19 protein-coding genes are annotated in these 21,716 nt (G+C 73.0%); 9 read left to right on the plus strand and 10 right to left on the minus strand.

Going from position 1 to position 21,716, the window contains the following annotated elements; all coding sequences use genetic code 11:
• Nucleotides 1-648: 648 nt before the first annotated feature.
• The 5 genes from OO52_RS26390 to OO52_RS26410 form a co-directional block, all read right to left on the minus strand.
• Entirely contained in the window at nucleotides 649-1,125 is a 477-nt protein-coding gene (locus tag OO52_RS26390) for an MSMEG_6728 family protein (protein WP_030646549.1), read from the minus strand.
• Between the two features lie 123 nt (nucleotides 1,126-1,248).
• On the minus strand, nucleotides 1,249-1,701 hold the full coding sequence (locus OO52_RS26395; protein WP_030646551.1) for a hypothetical protein: 453 nt from the start codon (nucleotides 1,699-1,701) through the stop codon (nucleotides 1,249-1,251).
• A 147-nt stretch (nucleotides 1,702-1,848) separates the two neighbouring features.
• Nucleotides 1,849-3,420: an FAD-dependent oxidoreductase gene (locus OO52_RS26400; RefSeq protein WP_199819968.1), complete on the minus strand. Its 1,572-nt coding sequence runs from the start codon at nucleotides 3,418-3,420 to the stop codon at nucleotides 1,849-1,851.
• On the minus strand, nucleotides 3,417-4,136 hold the full coding sequence (locus tag OO52_RS26405) for a class I SAM-dependent methyltransferase (RefSeq protein WP_030646555.1): 720 nt from the start codon (nucleotides 4,134-4,136) through the stop codon (nucleotides 3,417-3,419). Before OO52_RS26405 ends, OO52_RS26400 begins: the two co-directional genes overlap by 4 nt.
• A 31-nt stretch (nucleotides 4,137-4,167) precedes the next feature.
• Entirely contained in the window at nucleotides 4,168-5,355 is a 1,188-nt protein-coding gene (locus OO52_RS26410) for a lycopene cyclase family protein (RefSeq protein WP_030646557.1), read from the minus strand.
• A gap of 473 nt (nucleotides 5,356-5,828) precedes the next feature.
• Here OO52_RS26410 and OO52_RS54675 point away from each other — a divergent pair, with 473 nt between their 5' ends.
• Genes OO52_RS54675 through OO52_RS26430 form a run of 4 tightly spaced genes read left to right on the plus strand, consistent with a single transcriptional unit; the run spans nucleotide 5,829 to nucleotide 9,797 of the window.
• Nucleotides 5,829-6,227 (plus strand): polyprenyl synthetase family protein, encoded by a 399-nt coding sequence (locus OO52_RS54675; protein ID WP_420711428.1) that lies wholly within the window; start codon nucleotides 5,829-5,831, stop codon nucleotides 6,225-6,227.
• Nucleotides 6,224-7,765 carry a phytoene desaturase family protein gene (crtI, locus tag OO52_RS26420; RefSeq protein ID WP_030646561.1) on the plus strand — a complete coding sequence of 514 codons (1,542 nt, stop codon included), beginning with the start codon at nucleotides 6,224-6,226 and terminating at the stop codon, nucleotides 7,763-7,765. The genes OO52_RS54675 and crtI overlap by 4 nt, the downstream gene beginning before the upstream one ends.
• A complete protein-coding gene (locus OO52_RS26425; RefSeq protein WP_030646563.1) occupies nucleotides 7,762-8,784 on the plus strand; it encodes a phytoene/squalene synthase family protein in 1,023 nt (340 codons plus the stop codon). The genes crtI and OO52_RS26425 overlap by 4 nt, the downstream gene beginning before the upstream one ends.
• A complete protein-coding gene (locus OO52_RS26430; RefSeq protein ID WP_030646565.1) occupies nucleotides 8,781-9,797 on the plus strand; it encodes a DUF5914 domain-containing protein in 1,017 nt (338 codons plus the stop codon). The genes OO52_RS26425 and OO52_RS26430 overlap by 4 nt, the downstream gene beginning before the upstream one ends.
• A 77-nt stretch (nucleotides 9,798-9,874) precedes the next feature.
• Here the strand turns inward: OO52_RS26430 and OO52_RS52190 are convergent, their stop codons facing one another.
• Nucleotides 9,875-10,114 (minus strand): hypothetical protein, encoded by a 240-nt coding sequence (locus tag OO52_RS52190; protein ID WP_158965127.1) that lies wholly within the window; start codon nucleotides 10,112-10,114, stop codon nucleotides 9,875-9,877.
• A gap of 117 nt (nucleotides 10,115-10,231) precedes the next feature.
• Between OO52_RS52190 and OO52_RS26435 the strand changes: the two genes are divergently transcribed.
• Together OO52_RS26435 and OO52_RS26440 are read left to right on the plus strand one after the other, a co-directional pair.
• A complete protein-coding gene (locus OO52_RS26435) occupies nucleotides 10,232-10,927 on the plus strand; it encodes a DNA alkylation repair protein (RefSeq protein WP_030646567.1) in 696 nt (231 codons plus the stop codon).
• A gap of 223 nt (nucleotides 10,928-11,150) precedes the next feature.
• The gene (locus OO52_RS26440; RefSeq protein ID WP_234339779.1) at nucleotides 11,151-12,032 is read left to right on the plus strand and encodes a TIGR03619 family F420-dependent LLM class oxidoreductase; all 882 of its coding nucleotides are present in this window, start codon (nucleotides 11,151-11,153) and stop codon (nucleotides 12,030-12,032) included.
• Between the two features lie 67 nt (nucleotides 12,033-12,099).
• Here OO52_RS26440 and OO52_RS26445 read toward each other — a convergent pair whose 3' ends face one another.
• Nucleotides 12,100-12,456, minus strand: a complete 357-nt coding sequence (locus tag OO52_RS26445; RefSeq protein ID WP_030646570.1) for a hypothetical protein — start codon at nucleotides 12,454-12,456, stop codon at nucleotides 12,100-12,102.
• A 55-nt stretch (nucleotides 12,457-12,511) separates the two neighbouring features.
• Between OO52_RS26445 and OO52_RS26450 the strand changes: the two genes are divergently transcribed.
• Both OO52_RS26450 and OO52_RS26455 read left to right on the plus strand, forming a co-directional pair.
• On the plus strand, nucleotides 12,512-13,144 hold the full coding sequence (locus OO52_RS26450) for an AAA family ATPase (protein ID WP_030646572.1): 633 nt from the start codon (nucleotides 12,512-12,514) through the stop codon (nucleotides 13,142-13,144).
• Between the two features lie 443 nt (nucleotides 13,145-13,587).
• A complete protein-coding gene (locus tag OO52_RS26455) occupies nucleotides 13,588-14,772 on the plus strand; it encodes a polyketide synthase (RefSeq protein WP_030646574.1) in 1,185 nt (394 codons plus the stop codon).
• A gap of 191 nt (nucleotides 14,773-14,963) precedes the next feature.
• Here OO52_RS26455 and OO52_RS26460 read toward each other — a convergent pair whose 3' ends face one another.
• The 3 genes from OO52_RS26460 to OO52_RS26470 form a co-directional block, all read right to left on the minus strand.
• Nucleotides 14,964-17,126 carry an ATP-binding SpoIIE family protein phosphatase gene (locus OO52_RS26460; protein WP_030646576.1) on the minus strand — a complete coding sequence of 721 codons (2,163 nt, stop codon included), beginning with the start codon at nucleotides 17,124-17,126 and terminating at the stop codon, nucleotides 14,964-14,966.
• Between the two features lie 255 nt (nucleotides 17,127-17,381).
• On the minus strand, nucleotides 17,382-18,107 hold the full coding sequence (locus OO52_RS26465; protein ID WP_030646578.1) for an SDR family NAD(P)-dependent oxidoreductase: 726 nt from the start codon (nucleotides 18,105-18,107) through the stop codon (nucleotides 17,382-17,384).
• Nucleotides 18,108-18,281: 174 nt separating this feature from the next.
• Complete coding sequence (locus OO52_RS26470; protein WP_030646580.1) at nucleotides 18,282-18,980, minus strand: VOC family protein; 699 nt, start codon at nucleotides 18,978-18,980, stop codon at nucleotides 18,282-18,284.
• 213 nt (nucleotides 18,981-19,193) lie between these two features.
• On the opposite strand from OO52_RS26470, the gene OO52_RS26475 reads away from it, so the two are divergent.
• A complete protein-coding gene (locus OO52_RS26475; RefSeq protein ID WP_037629408.1) occupies nucleotides 19,194-21,668 on the plus strand; it encodes a SpoIIE family protein phosphatase in 2,475 nt (824 codons plus the stop codon).
• Nucleotides 21,669-21,716: the final 48 nt, after the last annotated feature.

Here is a 21,716-nt window from a genome sequence, read left to right on the forward strand (position 1 = left end):
CGCCCGGCCGGACGAGGCTGGGCCATCGGTTTCCGGGTAGCCGAACCCCGTGGGGCGCCCAACGAGAGCAGGGCGCCCCTGGCGAAAGGAGTGTCATGTCAGGAGTCCTCCAACGGCTCAAGCAGTTCGCGAACAGTCCGCAGGGGCGGCGCACGATCGAACAAGTACGACGTACCGCGGCCGATCCACGCCGCCGGGCCCAGGCTCAGCGACTCTTCGGCAAGCTGCGTGGGCGCCGGTCGGCATCGGGAATGTGACCACCGGGCCGGCGGCCGTCCGCGAGTCGCCGCCCGGGCCGGTCACGGCCGGCAGGACGGCGGGCCGGACGCCGGTCAGAGACCGGCGCACGCGGGCCGGGCGGCCTTCGATTCCTTCTGCGCCTCGGGGTCGGAGAGGTCGGCTAAGCGGACCAGTTGGTTCTGCACCCGCCGCATGGCCTCGGCCAACGGCTTGACCTCCCGGTCATCCGCAGCCGCCGCGGCGGTCGAAGGCGGTGTCCCTCTTGGCGGGCGTCGTCGGGCGCACCGCTGTCGGCGGAGCCGTCGCCGCCGCTGAGCGCCCGGGCGGCGCCGACCCCGTCCGCGCCGGAACGAGCCCGGCGATGAGCGCGGCGGCCGAAGACGGGGCCAACCGGCCGGCGAGGCCCGGTCAGGCGGTCGGCCCTTCCCGGTCGGAGGACGGCCACACGTAGGGCAGGTCGTCCGGGACGCCGGGGAACACGGGCGCGTAGGTGTCCCGGTCCTTGCGGACGAGCGCGGACTGGTGGCTGCGGTGGAAGGCCTCGTCACCGAGCCACGGCGGGAGCTCTCCCGCGGCGGCGAGCGCGGGCTGATCGCGCACGTGTGCGCCCGGACGCCCCGCGGCGTAACCGGCGATCAGTGAGGCGGCACAGCTGTCCTGGTGCCCCTGTTCGCGCCACACCCGGCAGACTTCGAGGCCGTAGCGGACCAGGGCCTCCTCGTATCCGCTCCACATGCGCACGGCCGGGTGCCTGCGCCAGCCGTATCCGGGAACGGTCAGGCCGCGCAGGACCTGGAGGGCCTCGACCCGCTGCTTGCCCAGGCGGCGACGGTCCAGGACCAGGGCGGAGCGCCGGAAGTCGGCATCGGGCAGGAAGGTCTGCATGGTCGCCGTCCTGGAGCGGGTGCGGGAGTTCGGGTGTTGCCGGGTTGCTCAGCGGGGGTGCTGCCTCACCCCGTGGCCGGGCTGGCCACGGTGCTCGGCAGTCCCGGTCGGTGTGGGGCGCGGTCAGCCGTCGGCGGCCGGGGGGCGCGCCGCGTGGCCGGGGTGTCCGGCCGTGCGGCGGGCCTCCTTCATCTCCGCCTCGTACAGGTGGTCCCGGCCGTGGGCGAGCGCGTTCACCACACTGCGCTCCAGCTCCTGGAACGGCCGGTAGTAGGTCTCGTTGTAGGCCTCGATGATCTGGAACGTCCAGTGCCCGGGGATGACGTTGCGCCCCAGGATCTCGGCCTCGGCCTTCGCCGCCCACTCGGCGTGCCCGGCCTCGCGCAGCAGTCGTACCGCCCGTTCCAGTTCGAGGTCGGCCCCGCCGGTGAGCTGGTGGAAGCTGTACAGGTGGCCGCGGGCGCGCTCGGTGGTCTCCAGAGCCTTCGACAGCGATCCGAGGGCTTCGACGGTCAGGTCGTCGACCCCTTCGGGGCGGCGGTGCCGGTGGTCGGGGCCGTCCTGGTACTCGTTCATGGCACTCCCTGGGTGCTGTGGCGCCTTCGGTCCCCGCATCTCTTCCCGTCGCGCCGGGTGACCGGATGCGGCATCGGCCGGACGTGTGACGGGGCGTCGCGTCCGGTACGGCCGGGCGCTCCACCGTCACCGCCTCCGGACGGGCGTTCAGCGAATGCCGGAACGCCGGGCGGCGACGCCGGCCAGGCACCGCAGTACGGCGTTCCGGCCGCGCGGTGGAACCGTCCACAGGGTCGCTCCCCGCACTCCCCACAGCTCCAGCAGGGCGTTGGCGGCCAGGAAGCCGGTCGTCGCGGCCCGTTCCATCAGGGCCACGGGCAGGTCGGTGCGGACCAGGTCCCCGGCCACCACGAGACGGGGGTCCCGGGTGCGGACGGTCGGGCGGTCGCCGTAGCCGCCCACCGGGAACAGGGGGCAGTCGTCGCGCCATTCGTGGCGGGCGTCGACGATCGTGGCGCCGCGCGTCTCCGGATAGACGCGGTGCATCTGGTCGATCAGGCGCTTCTCCTCGACGTCCCGGGCGGCGTCGGCCGGTACCGCGTAGGCGTGCAGTTCCACCACGGACCCCCCGGTGCGCGCGGCCCAGTGGGCGGCCTCGTCCTCCCAGCGTTCCAGGACGCTGACGTTGTCCAGGGTCCCGAATCCGCCGGTGCCCAGGAATCCCGGTCGTCCGGGCGCCACGGGGCGGTCCAGCCACAGCCTGGTCACCAGGAACGGCGGGGCGTTGCGCAGCCGTGCGATCCGCTCGCGCCACGGGGCGTCGCCCAGCAGTTCCGAGCGGGCGACGAGGCGGCGCAGGCCGGCGGCGTCCAGGGCGAGCACCACGGTGTCGTGGTACCGCTCGTCCCGGTCCGAGACGACCTGAAATCCGCCGGTGGGTCTCGGCGTGATGTGTTCGACGGCCGTGGCGGTGCGCAACTCGGCGCCGTGCCGCCGCAGGTAACCGGCCAGTGGCTCCCACAGGGCGGCCGGGAAGGGCGAACGGGGGACGTCGAACAGCAGGCCCTCGGCCGAGCCGAGGAAGTAGATGTGGAACATCAGCGCCATCTCGGCCGCCGAGAGCTGCCGGGGGTCGGCGAAGAAGCTGCGGGAGAACACCTCGAAGGCGAGGTGCCGGGCGTTCCCGGGGAAGCGGACGGCGTCGAGGAACGCGTGGGCGCTGATGTGGTCGAGCCGGTCGTAGATGCCGGGGACGCGGACGTCGAGCAGCGGCAGGGCCGCGACCGGGTCCATCCGGCGCAGGTCCCGCACGGTGAAGGCGGGGCTGAGCGCGGCGAAACCGAGCGCGCTCCACGGCGGGGTGCGCGGGACGTGGCGGAAACCGTCGCGCATGCCGTCGGCGTGCAGCAGCGGGTAGTCGGGCAGACCGGTCAGTCGCCGCAGGCCGGGGTCGGTGCGGCGGAGCAGCCCGCGCAGGTTGTAGTACTGGCGGAAGAAGGCGTGGAAGCCTCGGCTCATGGTCACCGGGGTGCCGTCCCGCAGGAGGGTCGGCCAGCCCCCGGCGCGCCCGCCGAGGTACGGCTGCCGCTCGTACACCGTGACGGCCACCCCGCGCTCGGCGAGCGCCGTGGCGGCGGCGAGACCGGCGATGCCGCCGCCGACGACGGCGGCGGTGGGGCGGGCCCCGTCGACGCGCCGCCCGCCGGGGGACGCCGGCACCATCCGGGCCCGCCGGTCCCGGCCAGGACGGCCGCCGTTCCACGGCTCGGCCGCGGTCATCGCGCGCTCTCCGCGCGCCGGGCGACGAAGGTGTGGGTGATGCCGGTCTGCCAGCCCGGCAGGGGCAGCGCCCGGACGTGTTCGAAGCCGGCCGCGCGGACGCGGGCGGCGAAGCGGTCGGCGGTGTCGAACTCGACGACGCTGCGCCATAGATGGCGGTACAGCCCGCCGTCCCCGAGGACGCACGCCGCGGGTTGTACGAGGCCGCGGCACACCAGGCTCCACACCGCTCGGTCGACGCGGCGGCCGCTGAGGGTGTACTCGTGCACGCCGAGCCGGCCGCCGGGTACGAGCAGGTCCCGTACGGCGGTGAGGACGGCGTCGGGATCGGACACGTTGCGCAGCAGGTAGGCGGCGAAGACCGCGTCGAACGGGCCGGTCACCCCCGCCTCGGCCAGGCGTTCCACCGGTGCCCGCACGAAGGTCACCCCAGCCGCCCAGGGCTTGGCGGCGGCCCGCCGCAGCATGCCGGCGGAGGCGTCGACGGCGGTGATGTGCGCGGCCGGCAGGACGGCGCGGAGCGCCGCCGTGGAGGCGCCTGTGCCGCAGCCGAGGTCCAGCAGGCGCAGGCCCGCTCCGGGCCCCGGCAGGCCGAGCCGGCGTACCGAGCGCCGAAGGTGGGCGTGATAACCGGGGTTGGCGGCCACCAGGGCGTCGTAGCCGCGGGCGGCGTGGTCGAACGCGGCGGTGAGGTCCTCGTCGCGCAGCAGCGTCATGCGGTCTCCAGGTCGGTGGGGCGGAGGGTGATCAGCCGAACGGCCGGCGGGGCAGGAGGGGCAGTTCGAGCGCCGAGCGGAGCATCGGGCCGATCGGGGTGCGCAGGCCGATGGCGAGGTCCTCGCGCAGGCGGGTGCGTCCGTCGAGGAAGCGCAGGAGCCGGGGGGTGGGCACGTGGGCGAACAGGTCGCAGAACAACGCGGGGCCGTCGACCCGGCCGGTGGCCAGGGCCCGCAGAAGTACGGCGTCCATGGCGCGGGAACGGGCGGAGTGGGCGGAAGGTGGCACCGGCCGGCGGCCCCGGCGCAGGGCGGCGGCGACGGATCGCGTCTGGCGTTGCAGGCCGGCGAAGGTGTAGCCGGTGGACGGGCGGGTGGCGCCGCCGGCGGCGCCGATGCGGAAGACGGAGGCTCCGACCTGCCGGGGCATCGGCGCGTCCGTCATCGGGATGACGCCTGTCTCGGTGGACAGGACCTGCGTGTCGCCGAGGCGCAGCACGTCGTCGACGTAGTGCCGCACCGCCGCCTCGTAACCGCCGGCGGTGAGTGCCCGGGGTGAGAACTCCGTGTACTCGACGAGGGCCTCGTGCGGGCCGACGGGCAGGACGTAGCCGAACGAGAGGCCGTCGGCGGGCTGCGGGGTGCGGAAGTCCATGAGGTCGACGGTGCGGGGGTCGAACACCGGTCGTGCGGTGTGGACGAACCAGCCGTGGAAGTGCTGGAGCAGTGTGGTGCGGGCGGCGGGCAGGCTGCCGGGCGGCCGGGAGTCGAACACCCAGCGGGCGGTGAGCGCACGGGCCTCGCCGTCGGCGCTCCGCGCCAGGACGCGGGCTCCGCCCTCGACGTCCTCCACCGTCTCGACGGTGGCCTCCAGCCGCCGCACGTTCGGGCTGCGCGCCAGGTCCCGGCCGACCAGGTCCTCGAAGTCGTCGGACCGGATCATCTTGTACCGCAGCGGCGCGAGGTGGCCTTCGATCGGGTCGCCCGCCGGGCGCCGTACCCGCAGGTGCCGCCAGGAGGCCGTCAGCGCGCCGTCGAAACGCCCGTGGCCCGGCTCCCAGAAGCACCAGGTGCGGCGCGGTGCGCGCAGCGGGCCCGGCGGCGCGTCCACCAGGACGACGGACGGCGTCCGCAACCCCCGCGCGTGCCCCGCCAGACGGTGGGCCAGGGACAGGCCGGCGGCTCCGCCACCCAGAACGGCCACCTCCGCCTCGAACACGACGGCTCCTTCCGTGCTGTGCGTGCACGTGCCTTGCGTCTCTTCCCGCCGACGTGCCCGGACGGACGCGGGTCACCCGGATGCGGCACGCGGGGGTCACGGCGGGCCGGCGATGTGGAAGGCATCGCCGCAGACGGCCGGCCGCGCCGCGGCCGGTGCCGCTGGCACGCCCGGTACACGCGGCGAAGACGTGGTGACGGATCGCTCGGCACCACGACGAGAGGAACAGGATGCGCCCCACACAGGCGAAGGAACACCATGCGGTCGCGCCGCCGCCCGCCCCGCGCCCGGTGCTCCCGTCGGGATCCCCCGTCCGGGTGCGACGGGACGACGGAACCGGCGAGACCCGGGGCGAGGCCCACGGCGCGCTCGGCAGGGGCACGGGTGAGGCGGCCAGGGCCCAGGCGGACGTACCCGCCGTCGGCCGGGTGCCCGACCAATTCCCGGCCGGTCGCGTCGCCCGCGCCCAGGCCATGGACGCCCTGTTCGCCGGGGAACCAGCCGGGCGGGCCGCGCGGTTCACCCGGTCGGGGGGCAGACGCACGCGTTCGCCACTTCCGTGGTGGACGGTGCATGCTTGCGCCGGCACCGGCCGGACGCAGGTCGCCGCGGCTGTGCGGACCGGCTCCGCGGTCGGACTGCTGCGGACCCGCGCCCCGGGACACGACGACGTGATGGACGGCTCGGCACCGCGCCGCGGCCGTCCGGCTCTCCACGCCGGCCTGTGCACGCCCGGGCATGCATGCTCCAGGTCGTCGCGCAGCCGGAAGGCCACGCCGACGCGCCGTCCAGCGCGGCACAGCGCGCGGGTCGTGGCGTCGTCGGCACCCTCGCCCCTGGCACGCTCCGGCGCGCGGAAGACCGCCCGATGAGGCGCACGCTGCCCGGACGCACCGACCACGTCGTCGTCGTGGGAGCCGGCCTTGCCGGGCTGTCGGCCGCACTGCACCTGCTGGGCGCCGGGCGACGCGTCACGCTCGTCGAGCGGGACGCCCTGCCCGGCGGCCGGGCTGGACGCCTCGCCCTCGGCGGTTACCGGGTCGACACAGGTCCCACCGTGCTGACCATGCCCCACCTCGCCGACGAGGCGTTCGCGGCCGTCGGCGACAGCCTGCACCGCAGGGTGGAACTGATTCCGCTGCACCCGGCCTACCGGGCCCGCTTCGCCGACGGCAGCACGCTCGACGTGCACACCGACGCCGACGCGATGACGGCGGAGGTGGAGCGCTTCGCCGGCCCCGGGGAAGCGGCCGGGTACCGGCGGCTGCGCGACTGGCTGGGCAAGCTGCACCGGGCGCAGATGCGCCGTTTCATCGACGCCAACTTCGACTCCCCGCTCGACCTGCTGAACACCGACCTGGCCCGGCTGGCCGCGCTCGGCGGCTTCGGCCGGCTGGACGCCCGGATCGGGCGTTTCCTGAAGGACGAACGGCTGCGCCGGGTCTTCTCCTTCCAGGCGCTGTACGCGGGCGTGCCGCCCGCCCGCGCCCTGGCCGCGTACGCGGTCATCGCCTACATGGACACCGTCGCGGGCGTGTACTTCCCCCGGGGCGGCATGCACGCCCTGCCGCGGGCCATGGCGGACGCCGCCGCCGAGGCGGGCGCCGACCTGCGGTACGGGCAGCGGGTGACCCGTCTGGAACGCTCGGGCGGGCGCGTCACCGCCGTCGTCACGGACCAGGACCGCATCCCCTGCGACGCCGTCGTCCTCACCCCGGACCTCCCGGTCGCCTACCGGCTCCTAGGCCGTTCCCCCCGGCGTCCGCTGCGCCTGCGGCACTCGCCGTCCGCCGTGGTGCTGCACGTCGGAACCGTCCGTACGTGGCCGCAGCTGGCGCACCACACGCTGTTCTTCGGCTCGGCCTGGCACACCACGTTCACCGAACTCACCCGCACCGGCAGGCTGATGAGCGATCCCTCCCTGCTCGTGACCCGGCCCACCGCCACCGATCCGCGGCTCGCACCGCCGGGCCGCCATCTGCACTACGTCCTCGCGCCCTGCCCCAACACGGACATCGGGCCGGACGCCGCCGCGTGGGGCGAACTCGGCCCCCGCTACCGGCAGACGCTGCTGCGGGAGCTGGAGCGGCGTGGTCTGGACGGCATCGAGGGCAGCGTCGAGGAGGAGTGTCTCGTCACCCCGGCCGACTGGCGGGCCGCGGGCCACGCCGCGGGGACGCCCTTCTCGGCCGCCCACACCTTCGCCCAGACAGGGCCGTTCCGGCCGCGAAACCTGGTGCGGGGCACCGAGAACGCCGTACTCGCCGGCTGCGGCACGACGCCGGGCGTCGGCGTGCCGACCGTGCTGCTGTCCGGGAAACTCGCCGCCGCCCGGATCACCGGCCTACCGCGTCCCGCGTCCACCCGGCCCCCCGCCCTGCCCGCGCGAGCGAAGGAGACCCTCACATGACGGACCGCGAACTGAACGCGGCGGGGATCGGCGATCCGGTGCTGCGCGAGGCGTACCGGCACTGCCGCGCCCTCAACGCGCGGCACGGCAGGACGTACTTCCTCGCCACCCGGCTGCTGCCCCTCGAACGCAGGTCCGCCGTGCACGCTCTGTACGGCTTCGCCCGCTGGGCCGACGACATCGTCGACTCCTTCGGCACCGGCGCGGACCACCGGCGGCGCGCGGTCGCCCTGACGGAACTCCGGCGGAGCCTGGAGCACGGACTGCGGAACGGGCACAGCCACGAGCCGGTGGTCCTGGCGCTCGCCGACACCGCGCACCGGTACGGCATCGATCACACGCTGTTCCACGACTTCATGTCCGCGATGAGCGCCGACCTCACGGTGACCGACTACGCCACGTACGCCGACCTGCGGGGCTACATGCACGGCTCGGCCGCGGTGATCGGACTGCAGATGCTGCCGGTGCTGGGCACCGTGGTGCCGCGCGAGGAGGCCGCGCCGTACGCGGCGGCACTGGGCGTCGCCTTCCAGCTCAGCAACTTCCTCCGGGACGTGGGCGAGGACCTGGACCGCGGCCGCGTCTATCTGCCCGCCGATCTGCTGGCGGGCCACGGAGTGGACCGGGACCTGCTGCGGTGGAGCAGGGACACCGGCCGGCCCGAGCCTCGCATCACGGCCGCGCTGCGCGAGTTCGAGGCGCTGACGCGGGGTGTCTACCGGGAGGCGCTCCCCGGCCTCGGCATGCTGGACCCGGTCTCCCGTCCCTGTATCCGCACCGCGTTCGTCCTGTACGGCGGCATCCTGGACGCGGTCGCCCAGGACGGTTACTCGGTGCTGCACCGCCGCGCGGTGGTCCCGCGCCGGCGCCGCGCGGCGGTCGCCGCCGACGGCCTCGTACGGGCGGTCACCGCGCGGCTGCGCGCCCGGTCTCCCTTCCGGCCGGGCGCGGCACCGCGTCCGCTGCCCGCCCCGGCGCTCGGCGCATCGGGCCCACCGGCCGCGCGGGAGCTCGTGTGAACGCCGTCCCGCCCGGCCGACGCGGTCGTCTTCCGCTGTCGCTGCGCCGGCGCCCGGTGCCGTGGGAGCGTCAGCGGCCGACCTGGCACGATGCCAGACCGGGCGTGATCGCTGAGGCGTTGAAACGGGCCCGGGCCCGGCCGTCCGGCAACTGGTACGTCGTCGGTGCGTCGGACGGTCTCCGCGAGGACCGTCCGCTCGCGGGGACCGTGGCGGGTCAGGAGGTGGTCGTGTGGCGCGGCCCCGACGGCCGTCCGGTGGGCGGGCCCGGTGCCTGCCCCCATCTCGGGGCACCGTTGCGGGACAGTCCCGTTCGCTGCGGCACCCTGAGGTGCCACTGGCACGGGCTGGCCCTGGACGGCACCCCGTACGCGGGCTGGACTCCGCTGCCGGTGCACGACGACGGCGTGCTGCTGTGGGTCCGACTGGATGCCGTCGGCGGTGAGACCCCGTCGGAGGCACCGGTCCTCGTGCGGCGGCCCGAGCGGGCACGCGCGCTCACAGCCGTCTTTACGGGGGCCGGAGTCTGCGAAGCCGAGGATGTCGTGGCCAACCGGCTGGACCCGTGGCACGGCGCGTGGTTGCACCCGTACTCGTTCGTCGACCTCACGGTGGTGGGATCACCCGACGGCTCCGGGAGCGACACCGAGGACGGCTTCACCGTCGACGTCTCCTTCAAGGTGGCGGGGCGCCTGGTCGTACCCGTCCGCGCCGTGTTCACCGCTCCAGGACCACGCACGGTCGTCATGCGCGTCACCGAAGGAGAGGGCACGGGTTCCGTCGTCGAGACCCATGCCACGCCCCTCGGTCCCGACCGGCTGGGCCGGCCGCGGACCGCGGTGACGGAGGCGGTGGTGGCCGCGTCCGACCGGCTGGGCTTCGCCGTGGCCCGCCGCGCGGCGCCACTGCTGCGACCGTTGGTGCGCGCGGCCTCGGGACGCCTGTGGCGCGACGACCTCGCCTACGCCGAGCGGCGCTGGCAACTCCGCTCCACGGGACGCTTCCCCGGCTGAGCGCCGCCCTCGACGCGACGTGCGGTCACCGATCCGTGCGAGGGCAACAAGGGAAACTGGTGAGCCCCGCCTCCGCGTCAGCTCCGTCGGGATCGTGTCGCCGCGACGGCCCGCGCCCGGTCGAACGTCGCCACCGGATCGCGGTGCTGCGTCCAGGGCTCCGCACCGCACCACCGGCCGATCCGCTGGAACTGTTCCAACGCGGCGTCGTAGCGTCGCGCTTCGACCAGACGGTGCGCCAACAGATGGCGCAGCCGTGGCAGGCGCTCGTCGTGGTCGGGAACCTGGTCGAGTGACCGCGCGACTCTCTCCAGCATGTACTTGGCCGCAGGAGACGACGGGAGCGCGGCATGGCCGGGCCGCCGCCCGAGCTCCTCCAGGGCGAGCAGGTACAGACCGGCAAGTACGGGCGTCCTGCGCTAGCGTCCGCGGTCATGACGATCGTTTCGCTCAGGGAATTACGGGCCGAGTTGCGGGATCTGGCGGAGCCGGCTGTGCGGGCGCAGCAGGAGCGGGTGCTGAGCCCCGCGGAGGACGACGAACTGCTCGGCGTACGCGTGCCGGTGCTGCGCAAGCTGGCGCGTGCCTACCGCGACCTGTCCCCCGACGACGTGGACGCACTGCTGCGCAGCCGTGTCCACGAGGAGCGCTTCGCCGGGCTGCTGGTGCTGGCCGAGCAGGTGCGCACGGCGCGCGGCGCGGACCGCAAGGCGCTGGTCGACTTCTATCTGGCGCGCACCGACCGCGTGGACAACTGGGACCTGGTCGACGGTTCCGCGCACGTCGTGCTCGGACCGTGGCTGCTGGAGGGAGATCTGCGGGTCCTGGACGAACTGGCCGCGTCGTCGTGGCTGTGGGACCGCCGGATCGCCGTACTCGCCACGCTGGCACTGATCCGCGAGGGACGCTTCGAGCCGACGTTCCGCCTGGTGCTGACGTTGCGCCGGGACCCGGAACCTCTCATCCACAAGGCACTCGGCTGGATGCTGCGGGAGATCGGCCGTCGGGACGAGCCGCTGATGGTGGCCTTCCTCGACCGGCATCTCGACGAGCTGCCGCGCGTCACCGTGCGCTATGCGACGGAGCGGCTCGCGCCGGCCGAGCGGGCACGGTTCGTGAAGGGGCGATAGGGCCCGCGACAGGGCCGGGGCGAAGCCCGCAGGCGGACCGGACCGGCTGTCCCCTTGACGGGGCTGGAAGTGGCCCCCTTCCGACAGCGGTCCGGCTTACCGGGGGCGTGCGGGCTGGCCTCGCAGACGGGATGAAGCAGGGGTGGCCGGGGAGTTGGGTGTGTTGACGGGGCGGTCGAATGACCGCCGTGCCGCCACCGGACAGCTAGCGAAAGGCGAGCCCATGCCCCTGCGTCTCGGCGTCTCCCTTCAACCGCGCTGGCCGCTCGACGACGGAACCGGTGCGCTCCATGCGGCACGCCGCGCCGAAGACCTGGGCTTCGATCACGTCGCGGTCGGCAACCGCCTCCTGGACAGCGGTTTCGGCCTCGACACGGACCCGTTTGTTCTGCTCTCGGCCGTAGCAGGGGCGACGACGCGTCTACGGCTGCTGACGTCCGTGCTGGTCGCGCCGTACTACCCGGCGCTCGTGCTCGCCAACCAGGCAGCGACCTTGGACGTCATATCCGGTGGCCGTCTGGTCTTGGGCGTCGGCGCCGGCTGGAACCCTGACGAGTTCGCCGCCGTCGGCGTACCCGCTCGTGAACGCGGTGCACGCACGGACGACCACCTCGCCGCCGCCAAGGCCCTGTGGACCCAGCGCCCGGCGGACTTCGACGGTCCGTTCACGACACTGCGTCAGGCGCGCCTGGGAGTCCCTCCGGTCACCGCCGGCGGTCCGCCGGTGTGGGTCGGCGGCCACAGCGACGCCGCCCTGCGCCGCGTGCTGCGGTTCGGCGACGGCTGGTACGGCACCGGGGCGGACGCCGCGGAGGTCACCGACGTCCGGCGCCGCCTGCGTGACCTCGCCGGCGCCGAGCACGCCGACCGCCTGACCCTCGCTTCGGCCGCGTTCCTTGCTCCACCCGGCGTACCGGCGGCTGTACCGCCACCGGGACTCCCACTCGGCGGCACCGCGCCCACCCCAGCGAGCGTCGCCGACGACCTGGGGCGGCTCGCCGAGGCGGGGCTGACCTTCTGCACTCTGTGGCTGCCTGTCGTGGCCGAGCATGTCGAGGAAGCCATGGAGTGGGTCGCGGCCGAGGTGGCACCGCAACTCGTGTGACGCCGTGCGGGGTGAAGGGTGGCCACGAGCACGGCTCGGCCTCGTTCGGCTCCGCCCGGCGGCGGCCTCATGACCTGAGCCGCCGCTCCTGGGGGTCGAAGCAGATGAGGCCCATCGACGCGGCGACGTGCGCGGCGTAGGCGGAGGCTTCCTCCGCCATGCTGTAGCGCATGGGGAAGTAGATCAGCGGCCCGCGGGCTTCGCCGATCAGTGGGCCGGTCGACCAGGGCGAGATGTCGTGCTCGTCTTGTGTGATGTCCGGCCAGCGGTCCAGAAGCGCGGCAACGTAGCGCGTTATCCGCTCGGTCGGGGGGTGACTCTCGTCGCTGTCGATGTAGCGGTCGTACAGGTCGCTGAAGCAGCGGCCCGCTGCCGCGTCGTCCTCTGGGCGGTCGCCTTCCCAGACGGCAAGGTCATAACTCATGGGCGAAGGCTGACACAGACCACTGACAACCGCCCCGGCCCCGTAGGGTCCAGGCATGCTCCTGTGGATCAACGGTCCGTTCGGCGTCGGCAAGACGCAGACCGCCTACGAACTCCGACGTCGGCTTGCCGGCAGTGTCGTCTGCGATCCCGAACACGTCGGCTTCGGTCTGCACCGGATGATGCCCCCGTCCTCGCGCGGAGACTTCCAGGACCTCGTTGCCTGGCGGCAGGGGGTGTTCGAAGTACTGGATCACGTCCTGAACAAGCACGTCGGGACGGTGATCGTGCCCATGACGGTGGTGGAGCCCGCGTACTTCCGCGAGACAGTCGGCCGGCTGCGCGAGCACGGCCACGACGTACGGCACTTCGCACTGCTGGCCGAGCGCGAGACCGTGCTGCGCCGGCTGCGCGAGCGCGGCTTCGGACACGTTGTCCAGTTCGTCGCGGGCAAGAACGCGCCCTTGCGCCGGGAGAGCTTCGCCCTGTCCAAGCTCGACCTTTGTCTGGAGCGCCTGCGTGCGGAGGAGTTCGCGGACCAGGTGTGGACCGACCACCTGACGGTGCCTGAGGTTGCCGAGCACATCGCCGCTGCCGTCGGCCTGGCACTCGCCCCGAACAGAGACGGAGCGCTGCGGGGCCGTGTACGGCGGGCCTGGACAGGGATCAAGCACATTCGGTTCGACTGAGTGCCTGCTCTCCTCGATCCAGGACTGCCCGATCTGTCCGATATCACAGTAAATGCCCCAGTTTAGATATCCCAGAGTACTTGCCGGTGAGACACACCCCGGTCTTGACCCTCACGCGCCCGTGCGCCCAGGCATTTTCGCCCCCGCCCCGGCGGCTGTAACCAGATCCCCCGCCTGACGGTAAGTCAGGTAAGAACCGAGGAAGCGCTCCGAGGCTCCGGTTCAGCGATGTGTGCCGTGTCACGCACACCAGATGCCGCCTAAGTTGTCTGCATCACAGCGGAAATGTCCATTTGGCGTCCATGCTCGAAACGGATACCGACTCCCGAAGTGGAGCTTATCGGCATCCTCTTGGGCGCTTACTTCCAAAGTGACCCATGCCACAACACTCGTGACATTCCCCTGTTCGACCTGTTCCCCCTCTTCCGCCGGGAAGGTGCCCCATGGCCGCTTACCTCTGTCCTCCTGCCGTGATACACGGCGAGCACACCGTGAAGACCAGCCAGATCGTGGCGGAAGTGCGCGACCGGCACCCACACGCGGCGTGGGCGCCGCGGATCGACGGCATCGCAGCCAGTACCGGCATCGAGACCCGCGGCTGGATGCTGCCGCTCGAGACCGCCGTCGCGCCCGGCAACGGCGGCGGCCTGCGGACCGTCGGCGTCGGGCCTGCCCAAGAGGCGCTGGCACGGGACGGGTTCAGCCAGGAGGACGTGGACCGCGTGATCGCCGCGCTGGAGGCGATACCCACGCCGCAGACCGTCCAGGAGCGCACCGGGCCGGCCTGGGAGGCCGTGCAGTCCTACGGGGAGCGTGCCGCGCGCGGGGCCCTGCAGACAGCCGGGCTGGACGTCTCTGACATCGACTGTCTGATCACCAGTCACTCCACCACCCCGGCGCTGCCGGGTCTGGACATAGCCCTGGCCAACAAGCTTGCGCTCCGCGACGACGTGATGCTGCTGCCGGCCACGCAGTGGGCCTGTATCGCGGGAACCCGCTCACTGGCGCTGGCCGCGGATCTCGTGGCCGCGGACCCCGACCGCGTGGTCCTGGTCGTCATCTCGGAGGCGCTGAGCACGACCTACCAGCCCGCGGACGACACCCTGGAGTCCCTGATCGTCCGGTTGCTGTTCGCGGACACCGCGGTCGCCGCGGTCGTCACGGGCCGCCCCAGGCGCGAGTCGGTGCTGCGGCTGGACGCAGCCTGGCATCACACCCTGCCCGGCACGCAGGACCTGCACCGCCTGGAGACCCGGGCGGACGGCACCCACTTCGTGATGGACCGGCGCGGGCCGCGCGCCGTACAGGAGACGGTCACCGCGATGTGGGAGTGGCTGCGCGTCCGGTACCAGGACCACCCCGACGCCTGGCACCCCGACGTACTGCTCGCTCATCCCGGCGGGACCCGGGTGCTGGAGTACATGGAGCAGACGATGCCCGAGGCGTGGCCGTCGGGGCTGCTGGACTACAGCCGGGACAGCTACACCACCGGCAACCGCGGAGGCGCCGCCGTGTTCGACATCCTGCGGCGGGCGCATGACGCCGGGCAGAAGCCGGGCAGTCGTGCCGTCCTGTACGCGGCGGCACCGGGCCTCACCGCCACCGCCTTGGACGGCGAGTGGCTGTAGGACGGGGCCGCGCCACTCGTACCAGTACCAGGGCGCACCACGCGGTACTGGTATGACGCCGCGCCACCGGTACCAGTACGACACCGCTGCCACCAGTGCCAGTACGACACCTCAACCCCATCCGTACTGGCACGAGGCACCGGCGCCGGTACCCGCGCACGGGCCGCCCGCGTCTGTGAGGCGTAGCCGCGTCACCTCGCGACTTTCGCCCAGACCACCTTGCCGGTGTCCGTCCACCGCACCCCCCACCGGGTGGTGAGCCGGTGCGCGACGTGCAGGCCACGACCGGCGTCGTCGAGCAGGCCGCCCCGCCTCAGACGTGGCCTGCCGCTGCCGGTGTCGCCCACCTCGCACAGCAGGCCGTGACCGGACCTGATCAGCCGCACCGTGATGGGGCCGGTGGCGAAGCGCACGGCGTTCGTGACCAGCTCGCTGACCAGCAGCACCACGTTCTCCCGGGTGTCGTCCCTCGTGCGCCACTGCCGCAGCAGCACGGAGACCTGCGCACGGGCACGGGCGGGCGCGTCGTCGCGGGCGGGCAGCCGCCAGGTCGCGGTGTCCCCTTTGCGGTAGCCGATCATCCGTGCGAGCAGCAGGGTCACGTCGTCGCGCTGGCGCGTGGGTGCCAGGGCGGAGACGACGTGCCGTGCGGCGTGCTGGAGGGTGTCCCAGGGGTGCACCGTGGACACGGCGTCCGCCAGCCTGCCGATGCCCTCGTCGATCGACACGGCCGGGTCCTCCACCAGTCCGTCGGTGTAGAGGGCGAGCAGGGAGCCCGGGGGTGCGCCGAACGTGTGCACGTCGAACGGTTCCCGCAGAGCGAACTCCGCACCGAGGCCGGGGTGGGGCCGGACCTCGAGCGGACCCGCGTGCCCGTCAGGGGAGACCAGGACCGGCGGGAGGTGGCCGGCGCTGGACAGTGTCACGCGCTGGCTGACCGGGTCGTAGAGGGCGATGCAGCAGGTCGAGCCGAGGGCGCTGTAGCCGGCCGTCAGTCCGGAATCGGCGTCGTCCAGCAGCGACACGGTCTCGTCCAGGTGCTCCAGCACCTCGTCCGGCGCGAGCCCCGCGGACAGCAGCGCGCGGGCCTCCATGCTGAGCTGGCCCATGGTTGCCGCGGCTCCCAGACCGTGCCCGACGACGTCACCGACCACCAGCGCGGTGCGGCCGTCCGGCAGCGGGAAGCTGTTCACCCAGTCACCGCCGACGCCCGCGCTGTCGGGGGTGGCGGGCTGGTAGACGCTCGCTATCTCGATCGTGTCGCCGCCGGTCCGGGGCAGGAGCCGGCGTTGCAGGGCCAGCACCTGCGTGTGCTCGCGCTGGTGCTGACGCGCCAGGTCGACGTGGTGGGCGGTCCTGGCCACCAGTTCCTGCAGGTCGAGCAGCTCGCTGTCGCGGAACGGGCAGTCCGCCCGCCGCCAGACCTCCGCCACGCCCAGTACGACGGGCGGCGCGCCGTCCAGGACCAGCGGTATGCACGCCACGCCCGCCGACCGGTCACCGGGCACGAGGGCCCGCACGACCCGTGGGCTGCCGAGTACCCGCTCGACCGCCTCCCGGTCGGGTATGACGATCGTCTGGGGGGCATCGTCCCGCAGTACCGCCTGCGCCAGCAGGCGGCTCGCGTCGCTGGGCAGATCCTCGCCCGGAGTCACGTAGCCCTCGGGCCACGCCCGGTCCGGCACCAGAGCCGCCCGCCGGAGCCGGATGCGCCCCTTGGCCTTGCCGGTGACTCCCTCGCCCGTCCACACGGCGAAGTCGAGGTCGACGGCGGCCACGTCTCCCCATGCCAACAGGGACTCCGCCAGCGACTGCGCGGTCTCGCCGATGTCCAGTGAGGTGCCGATCGCGGTCTCGGCGGCGTAGAGGTGCAGCCTCCTGGCCATCGCGATCAGGGAGACGGTCAGGCCCTCCTCAGGCGCCGCGGCGGGCAGGATGCTCATCGAGACGACCAGCTCCGACCCGTCGCCGCGCCGCAGGCGCTGAATGCGGGCCACGTGCGCCTCACCCGTCTCCACGACCTGCCGCAACCGCCGGGTGACCGTCGGTACGTCCCCGGGGGGCAGGAGATCGACGAACGGCCTCCCCACCACGGCGTCCAGGCCGCCGAACACCGGTGCGTCCAGATTGCAGCGGGTGATGATCAGATCCCTGTCCAGGTTGACCGCGCCGAGAATCTGCTCCTGACGGCGCGCTGCCGGGTCCTCCGGTACCCGCCGGTGCCTGGTGCGGTCGCCCTGCGCGTCGGCGCGACCGGCGTCGGCTGCCGCTCCGCCGCGCGGGATGTAGCGCCCCAGGGCCCTGCTGACCAGCTCGAACGCCGAAGAGGACGATGGGGAGGGTGTGGAGTCCATGCAGCTCTCTCAGCAATCCCCGGCGCAGCGCCGGGGCCGTACTCGGACCCGTGCGACGGGGGCCCCGAGATCCCTGACCGCACACCTCATTGAATAACAGCAGGGGTCGCTTCGCCCACACCAGCGAATCGTGGGGTGACCGCGGACAGTGAGGGATGCGGGGGCGGGCAGAGCCGTGCGCACCCTGCCGGAGGCCCTCGCATGCGCTGCCGTGCCGGGTGACCGGGCCGAAGGCGGGGAGGCTTCGCCGCTCGGTCAGAGAGCGGTGCCCGTCTCCTGTGCCAGTGCCTGGAGCAGACGGTCCTGGAACGTCTCGTCGTGGACCGAGCGGTGCGGCTCCTGCCGTTGGCGGTGGTACCAGTACCCGCCTGTGGTCAGTGCCTCGGGGTCGTCGCCGGAGGCGAGCCACTCCTGCGTCCGATGGCCGAGTTCGAGGTCGTCCGGTGCGTTCGGTCCGCCCATCTTCGTCGGTACCCAGCCCGGGTCCACGGCGTTGCTGAGCACGTCGGGGCGCAGGCGGGCCACCGCGGCCGCGAGCGTCGTGACGAACAGCTTGCTGTCGGCGTACGACCCCGCGCTCCGCCCCCGCCAGTCGACCCCGTCGAGCACGGGCCGCCCGCCGAAGTGCGAGCCGCTGCTGAGGTACACCAGGCGCCGCGGGCCGCGGAGCAGGGCCGTGAGCAGGTACGGGGCGATGATGTTGACCGGCATGACGGCCGGTCCGCTCCAGACGCCGGCGTTGTGGATGACGGCGCCGAGCGGATCCGCGTCGTTCAGCTCAGCGGCGATGCGCCGTACGGCGTCACGGTCCGTGAAGTCGCCGACCACGAGGTGCGCCCCACGGTCGACCAACGGGTCGAGGGCCGCCGCGCGCTCCTGGTCGCGGGCGTGCACCACGACCTCGTGTCCGGCGGACAGCAGCGAATCGGCCGCGGCGCGTCCCAGGCCGTCCGCGGAACCGGTCACCAGGATCCGGCTCACGGTCGCACCCCCTGTCGTACGCGGGATGTCCGGGAGGACGCCACCGCCGGGGGTGTCAGGGCCGCATCGGCACCGTGCAGGACCGTTCCTCGCACAGGGGTGCCTCCTTCCGTCTGGACCGGCCCCGGGCTCGTCCAGGTGCCGGGTGCGTGATCGCGGACTGCTTGTGTGGCGTTACCGCCGAGTGGGTTCCGGGCCGATCCAGCCGGCGGTCCCGACGCAGGCTTCGTTGCCTTCCGGGTCGGCCAGCACCCAGTGCGACGGAGCATGGGCGTCGCTCACCAACCGGCCGCCTGCGGCAAGGGCTGCCGCTATGCGCGCTTCGGCCCGGTCATAGGGCACCCAGACGTCGACGTGCACCCGGTTGCGCTGGGGACGTGGTGTGTCCATCCGCTGGAAGTAGAAGGGCGCCCCGCGGCGGTGCGGGTCGATCAAGTCCTCCGGACTGTTCGCTCGATCGGTGTAGCCGAGCAGCGCACGCCAGAACCGCACCACATCCGGCCCCGCGAGGGCATCGATGGTGACCTGGACGGTCTGAACGGCGGACGGGTCTGCCGGGATTCCGAGCGTGCGTGCCAACGCCGAGATGCGCCGGGCCAGTTCGACGTCGCGTTCGCTCAGCCCGTAGAAGTCGTCGGTGAGCGTGATGAGTCGCACGGTCACGCCGTCGTACCGCACATCGATGTCGGGGTGCCCGGCATCGACGTCGGGCAGTTCGCTGATCGCCTGCACGAGTCTCGCGCCGACCGTCAACGACCCGGCGCGGAAATACGCACAGGCTCCCTCACCCAGGACACGCCAGTCCTCCAGGCCCACGGTCTCGTGAAACCGCTGCGGCGGGACACGCTCGATCTTGCCCTCGACGTACGTCATGCGATCAACATAGCGGGCGGTACTGACAACGCCCCCGCGCACCGAGCCCGGGCCGCCAGGGCGGACACGTACGCGCGGTGAAGAGCCCGCACGGCGACCCTTGCGGGTGAAGGGGCTGTGCTTCAGGGAGAGGGATGCCGGCCCTGGCGGGCGAGCCGGCGGGAACGCCAGGCTGCGGACGCGTCCGCGCGCTGACCTGCGCACACTGGATGTATGCGCGGGTTGACGGCCGGCGGGGCGGCCGAGCGTGAGGACGTGCTCGCGGCCGCCGTGGTGGAGGCCGTGGAGGGAACGAGCGCGTATGCCGGCAGCGTCTTCCTGCGCTCCCGCGACCGCCGGTCGATCGTGCTCGCCGCGACGTGCGGGGTGCCGCCGTCTCTGCTGGGTGGCTGGCGCCTCATCGCGGCGGGCAGTCCGATTCCGGTCGCTGTGGCGTACACGTCCGGGCGTACGGTCCATCTCGCGAGCGCCGAGGAGACGATGCGGTTCTACCCACAGCTCGCGGTGGCTCTGCCGTATGCCTTCGGCTCCTGCTCGGTGCCGGTGCGCGCGAGTGACGGGGCGCTTTTCGGGGCGTTGGCGATCGTGTGGCCGGCCGCACCGGGCAGCGAGGGGCTGTCCAAGGCCCAGCGGCGCCACCTGCGGAGCGTCGCCGGTCGGCTCGGTGACGCTCTGGCCGAACTGCACGCCCGTACCGGCGTGCCCGTGGAGTGGGAACCGGGGACGGCGGCCGTCGAGACCCCCGCCCACTCGGCCGCGGCCGTGCAGGTGGGTTTGTTCGACTGGGACCTCGGCTCCGGCATCCTCAGCGCCGACGACACGTTCTGCGCGGTCTTCGGTCTCGATCCCGGCGCTTTCGACGGACGCCCCGAAACATTGGCGACGCGCCTGCACCCCGGTGATCGTGCCGCCTTCCGGGCCTGCGCGCGCGAGGCAGTGGGCCAGGGCCGGATCGCCGCGCGGCGCCTGCGCGTACGGGAGGGCGGTGACGGCGGTGAAAGACACCGCACGGTGCAGCTCTGGGGCCGTGTGCCGGAAGCCGACGACGCTCGCGCTCGCACGCACCTGGTCGGCGCCGTCCTGGACGCCCGGGCGGGCGGTGCGGCCGTCGCAGCGGTCGAACGGCTGCCGGACGGGCTGTTCTCCCTCGCTCCCGACGGACGTGTCACCTACGTCAACCGCGGTGCCCTGCACCTGCTGGACATCTCCGCCGACGAGGTGCTCGGCCAGTGCCTGTGGGACGTGCTGCCGTGGCTGTCCGATCCCAGCGTCGAGTACCGGCACCGCTCCGCGATGATCTCGCAGGCGCTGTCCTCCTTCCTGGTGAGCCGGCCGCCCGACCAGTGGCTCGCCTTCTCCCTCCACCCGCAGCCCGACGGGGTGACCTGCCGGGTGACTCCCACCACCCGGCCCCCGTCCGGCGAAGCGGCTTGCGCTCCCCCACCGGCGTCCGCACCCGCTACCGCGCCGGCACGCCTGGGCGCGATGTACCACGTCCTGCAGCTCAGCTGCGCGCTGACCGAGGCGGTCACCACGCGCCAGGTCTGCGAAGTCGTCTCCGACCAGCTCCTGCCGGCGTTCGGTGGCCAGCAGATGGCGATCTATGTCGTCCGCAACAAAGCGATGCGCCTTCTGCACCACACCGGCCACCACGAGACGTTCCTCGACTGGCTCCAGGGCGTTCCCCTGCACGCCCGCCTGCCGGGAACGGAGACCCTCACCTCCGGCGCCCCCCTCTTCATCGAGTCCCAGAAGGACCTCGTCCGGGGCTATCCGGGCATCCCCACCGGACAAGTGAGCTCTTGGGCGTATCTGCCCCTGCTCGCCTCCGGCCGCCCGGTCGGCACCTGCGTCCTCGGCTTCGACGCCCCCCATCACTTCACCGAAAAGGACCGCGGCGTCCTGACCGCGCTCGCCGGTCTGATAGCCCAGGCTCTGGAACGGGCACGGCTGTACGACTCGGAGTTCGCCGTCGCGCACGGTTTGCAGCAGGCGCTCCTGCCACACCGCCTGCCCAAGGTGCCCGGCATCCGGACCGTGGCACGGTACCTGCCCGCCACCAGCGGTATGGACATCGGCGGTGACTGGTACGACGTCATCCCCACCGACAGCGGGGTCTGCCTCGTCATCGGTGACGTGGAGGGGCACAGCATCGCCGCCGCAGCCACCATGGCCCAGCTGCGCAGTGCGGTACGCGCGTTCGTGGCCGCCGGCCACGCTCCCGGCGACGTCATGTCAGGCGTCAACCGCACCCTCATCGACCTCGACAGCGACCTGCTGGCCAGTTGCTGCTACGTCCACCTCGAGACCGGCCGCGACCACGCCGACGCGGTCACCGCCGGCCACCCCGCCCCTTTGCTCCGCCTTCCCGACGGCACCACGAACGCGCTCGACCTCGACGTCGGAACACTGCTCGGCGTGGACCACAGCAGCACCTACGTTCCCACCGGTATCGCTCTCCCGGTCGGATCCGTCCTCGCCCTCTACACCGACGGCCTCGTGGAGAAACCCGGAACCGACATCGGTACGGGAATCGACCGCCTGCGCGTATCGCTGGCCCACGCCCGCGCGGACTCACTGGACGAACTCGCCGACCGGCTGCTGCACCACGCCCGCGGATCCTCCTACCGGGCCGACGACATCGCCCTGCTGCTCACCGAACACGGCTCCGCCCCGATGGCGACATGACGAGTGGTTGCCGGGTGTCGCCCCCTGGGTGGTGCACGGCCACCCGCT

The sequence above is a fragment of the Streptomyces flaveolus genome (assembly GCF_000716535.1).
Taxonomy (GTDB): domain Bacteria; phylum Actinomycetota; class Actinomycetes; order Streptomycetales; family Streptomycetaceae; genus Streptomyces; species Streptomyces flaveolus_A.